The organism is Burkholderia sp. B10, assembly GCF_004368385.1.
In the GTDB taxonomy this organism is placed as follows: domain Bacteria; phylum Pseudomonadota; class Gammaproteobacteria; order Burkholderiales; family Burkholderiaceae; genus Burkholderia; species Burkholderia vietnamiensis.
The window spans coordinates 1-4,129 of record NZ_PQMX01000146.1 but is presented as its reverse complement, the minus strand read 5'-3'; the positions used below and the strand labels follow the sequence as shown (position 1 = coordinate 4,129).

4 protein-coding genes and 1 pseudogene are annotated in these 4,129 nt (G+C 55.5%); 4 read left to right on the top strand and 1 reads right to left on the bottom strand.

The genetic code is table 11. The annotated features are described in order from the left end of the window. The 4 genes and pseudogenes from C3Y15_RS31140 to C3Y15_RS31125 all read left to right on the top strand — a co-directional run. Positions 1–322 (top strand): annotated as a pseudogene (locus C3Y15_RS31140) (type VI secretion system tip protein VgrG); the annotation flags it as partial. A gap of 38 nt (positions 323–360) precedes the next feature. Further along, positions 361–2,292, top strand: coding sequence for a hypothetical protein (locus C3Y15_RS31135; protein WP_059460482.1), 1,932 nt, complete (start codon positions 361–363; stop codon positions 2,290–2,292). Continuing rightward, positions 2,286–3,323 carry a T6SS immunity protein Tli4 family protein gene (locus C3Y15_RS31940; RefSeq protein ID WP_232356122.1) on the top strand — a complete coding sequence of 346 codons (1,038 nt, stop codon included), beginning with the start codon at positions 2,286–2,288 and terminating at the stop codon, positions 3,321–3,323. Before C3Y15_RS31135 ends, C3Y15_RS31940 begins: the two co-directional genes overlap by 7 nt. 12 nt (positions 3,324–3,335) lie before the next feature. Then, positions 3,336–3,623: a PAAR domain-containing protein gene (locus tag C3Y15_RS31125; RefSeq protein ID WP_072465597.1), complete on the top strand. Its 288-nt coding sequence runs from the start codon at positions 3,336–3,338 to the stop codon at positions 3,621–3,623. 171 nt (positions 3,624–3,794) lie between these two features. On the opposite strand, the gene C3Y15_RS32480 is transcribed toward C3Y15_RS31125, so the two are convergent. After that, positions 3,795–4,129, bottom strand: a 335-nt coding sequence (locus C3Y15_RS32480; RefSeq protein WP_226146360.1) for a transposase, incomplete at its 5' end; no start/stop codon positions are given.

Here is a 4,129-nt window from a genome sequence, read left to right as displayed (position 1 = left end):
TGGCATTGAAGACGGCACGCAAGGTCCGCGCACGATCAAATCGGCGTCGCTCAGCCGTCAGGGGCCGAGCTCGATTGCGCAGCATATGAACAGTCTGCCGCAAGCCAAGTTCAACGATCCGTATGTGTTGCGAGATCGCATCTCTGGCGAGGTGTTGAAGAATCACCCCTATGAACTGGTGCGGGGCGACGGCACTCGCATCAAGGGAATGACGAATGAGTTGGGCCACGTTGCCGAGCAGAAGAATGAGGACATCGAGACGCTGAAATTGCATGCGCTTCGTCCGGAGTTGCCCGCGAGCTCGGGCAACGGTTCGGAATGATCCCTTCCTGAACGACTAATACTGATCCAGAAAATTCTATGAGCGACAGTCACGCAGGTAATCAAGGGGGCGACTCGCCGTTCAGCGACGATGCTGAGCAAGAGGTTGTGCGGCAGATGGGGCGGACCGCCCCAGACGGGTCGTCGTATGGAACATTCACGCTCACTCCTGCGAGCGATACGCGGCAGAAGGAACTGTTGTGTGACGTACGGCCCATTATTCCCGTGATCTTTCTGCCGGGCGTAATGGGATCATTGCTGACGGATAACGAAAATGGCAATGAACTGTTCTTCGCACCAAACACGGACGGCATGCTCGGTAACTTGGGTGCGCTTCCGGCGCTGCTTGGCCTGTGGTTCACGGGCGCATCGGCGCGGGAAAGGCAGTTCGATCCGACTAGGGCGGCGGTGACGCCGCTCGGGCCGATCAATGTCGGCAAGCATGGCAGGAACGATGTTCCTGAGCAGTTAGTCGACGAAAAAGAAGCGAGACGGCGCGGGTGGGGCTCGATTCACCGCACGAGCTATCACCCGGTACTGGCGTGGCTCGAAGAAACGCTGAATCAGCCAAAGCTTTTGGGTGAACCGCACGGGCCGTGGGTCACGCCAGACCCCGACGGCGAGAAATGGACGCTCAAGCCCGTGATCGATACCGATCCCGCCGAATACGGTGCGCTCGGGAAGGGAGGGAAGATTACTCTGAACTCTGCGGAATTCGAGCATTTCTCGAAGTTCCGGTATCGCGTGTATGCAATCGGCTACAACTGGTTGCAGTCGAACGCGGACTCGGGAAAGCAGGTGGTTGAAGGATCCGATTACCAAGACCCGAAGACGAAGAAAATAACGCGCCTGATGGGAATCAAGGAAATCATCGCAGAGAACCATAGTGGTAAGGCGATCATCTTGACTCACTCTATGGGGGGATTGGTCGCGCGGATGGCGATTGCAATGCATGGCGCGGAAGATTTGATGCACGGAGTGTTTCACAACGTGCAGCCGGCGACTGGCGCGCCTGTTGCGGTCAAACGATTCAGGACCGGCGGTGGTAATGAAGGCGGGATGAACAGCTTTATTAATGGCAGCCTGGTTGGTCGTGATGCGGACGAGTTTGTGGCTGTGATGGCGAACGCGCCTGGACCATTCGAACTGACACCCATGCCGGACTACATCAATGGTAAGCCATGGTGGGTGTTCGCGCGACTCAATGGTGAGGTGGTCATGGAGTTTCCTAAGAGTGGTGGTGCATACAAAGAAATCTATACGAATTCAAAATGGTATGGCTTGGTACCCGATCCGTCCTTGTTGGACCCGGCAGGAATCGTAAAAAAGAGGCTCGATAAAATTGGGCAGGGGAAAACAGTTTTGGATAATTTTTATGAAACCATCAAGGATGTTGTCGCGAAGCAGAATCAAATAACAAACCTTTATCATGCGAGAACATATGCGGCATACAATGGTATTGGGGAGTTGCATAAAAAATCGGAGGATGGAGGTAAGGATAAGCCGAGCATCGAAAAAGGTTTGCCGCTCGAAAAGTTGCTAACCTTTGGCAAGGTGATTTGGAAGGGGAATGTCCCGGCGGGCGTTACGGAGGAGGAATTGTGCGCCGCACGGTTCATGCGTGCGGATGATTCGCATAGAGGAAACGTACGGGTGTATTTGGATTCGCGCAACGCGACCATCGATTTTGAGGTGCAGAAGGTTGCGAAGTTGCCCGCTGAGGCAACTGTCCCCGATCCGGATAAGAACGGGATCATTGCCGGTGATGCTACGGTGCCTGCCTGGTCGGCCGACGCGCAGGCGCGCGGGTTGAGACCGGGCGTAGAGGGTGATCCGGCACAAGGCGTACAGATGGCGTTTGTGCAGGGCGGCTACGATCACCAGGGGAGCTTTAACCATCCGTGGACTCGATGGGCGTTGCTCTACAGCATCGTGCAGATCGCGCAGGATGCACAGGTGCCATCATGCTGAAACGATTCCTGAAATTTCTGTTGTTTGTGGCGGGTGCGTGCGCCTGTTCGATTGTGTTTTCCGGGGAACCGACGATGACTAATCCCTTGCTGTCCAAACCGCGTCCGTGGTGTATCGGTCGTTTCGTGTTCAACCGGCCAGCGATGAGCGAAATTTCGAATCAGCGATATGAGTTTCGTGGCGAGAAGTTGCAGACCACGTACAATGTTTCGCTTGCAAATTATCAAACTAGGGTTGAGGCGCGGGAGAGGGAGTTGCGCGATAAGCGACGCATAGACCCTGGAAATAAAAATAAAGAAACGAATCATCCATGGCTTGAAAAGGCATTTTCTCCGGTCAAAGATTCGCGGGTGTTCGTGTACCAGGATGCTGCGACTGAGGGAGTTGTGTTGCCGTTTAATACCGAGGGATTCGTCTACGATAAGGGCACGCTTTTTCATACGACTGGTGGAATTGGGTCGTCTGCAATTGGTAGGGTGGAAGATATTTATAATGACACGATTCGTCGTATCAAGGCTCGCGATAACTGGGCGGTGCCTGCGGAATCGGGATTCTGTTTCGACGGTGGAATCGTCACCGGTTCGTCAACCTATACTGAGGAAGTTAGCCAGTCGTTCGCATTGATGCCAGGCCGGCCGGCGTTGTTGGTGATTGTGATGCGTGACGCGGTGGACACGGATCAGAAAGAGCCGTTGACCAAGACGTTGCCGCAATTGCGCGCGCAGATGGATCGATTGCCCGGCCATTATCGAATCTTGCGGCAAGGCAAGCGCACGGTTGCGGGGATGGATGCAGAGGAAGTGTTGTTCGAGTTGAAGGAGGGCGATATTACGTCATACCGTTTTTATCTTCTTGCTCCGGGCGATGAAAGCACGCTGGCGAAACCACATACGGCAATTCAGATGTTGCTTGGCGCGAGCAGTCCCGACTTGAAGCCGGAAGAGGCAACATCGCCGGTAGATGAGGCGGGGGCGCTGCAAACGTGGGACACGTTGCTAAACAGTCTGCGGCTGCGTCCAGGTGCCGTGTGAGTGGAGGGCCGAATGAAGCGATACGACATCGTGAAGGGTGACAAGACAACGGTTGGCGGAGTTGTCCAGGCCGGGGATAGCACTGATCAGATCGCGGGCAGTGAACAGTCGCGCGAACTTGATCCGGTCTGGTGTCCCGTCTGCAAAACCATCGGCAAGATTCAATGCACCGGTCCCAGGATTTCGAGCACCGGGCCGGATGGGCGCGAGGCGGCATTGAGCGACGATCTTTGTATCTGTCAGTGCTCGCCGCCGCCGAAACTTGTAGCGTCCCAGTCGGTGTCGTATATCGATGTCTGAACAAAGGAGAATGGGATGGTCCGAAACATGATGAGTTGGGTTGTATTGTTGATGCTGGCAGTGAGCATGTCGGGGTGTGCTTCGACCGGCATACTGAACGGGGCTATGTAACGCATCGTGCACCGATGGAACCTGTCCGCATTTTTGTGGGCGAGGCGGTTGAACAGCGCGTTATCCGCGCGCCTGCGTGAATCGCTCGCCAAACAGGATAGCAAACTGGTTCATCGCTGATTTCCAGTCGAAGGCGGCCCGCACGGTCTTGGCCAGCACGTTGCGCAGCGCCAGCCAGAGCAGCTTGATCGCGGCCTCGTCATTCGGGAAGTGACCACGAGTCTTGATGATCTTGCGCAACTGCATGTTCAGACTTTCAATGGCGTTCGTAACCGGCATGATATAGCCGGTGCCTCGCGTTCCCGCGCCGAGCGGTTTGAGCGTATGGTGTGACCATCCGGGACATGGGGCACTGGGGAGCACTTCGGGTGGGCAGGCCGTTCCTATACGATGAG

What these genes read in the sequence shown, in the direction of transcription:
- C3Y15_RS31125 (WP_072465597.1), top strand. Translation starts at nt 3,336, where the DNA reads ATGAAGCGATACGACATCGTGAAGGGTGACAAGACAACGGTTGGCGGA.
- C3Y15_RS31940 (WP_232356122.1), top strand. Translation starts at nt 2,286, where the DNA reads ATGCTGAAACGATTCCTGAAATTTCTGTTGTTTGTGGCGGGTGCGTGC.
- C3Y15_RS31135 (WP_059460482.1), top strand. Translation starts at nt 361, where the DNA reads ATGAGCGACAGTCACGCAGGTAATCAAGGGGGCGACTCGCCGTTCAGC.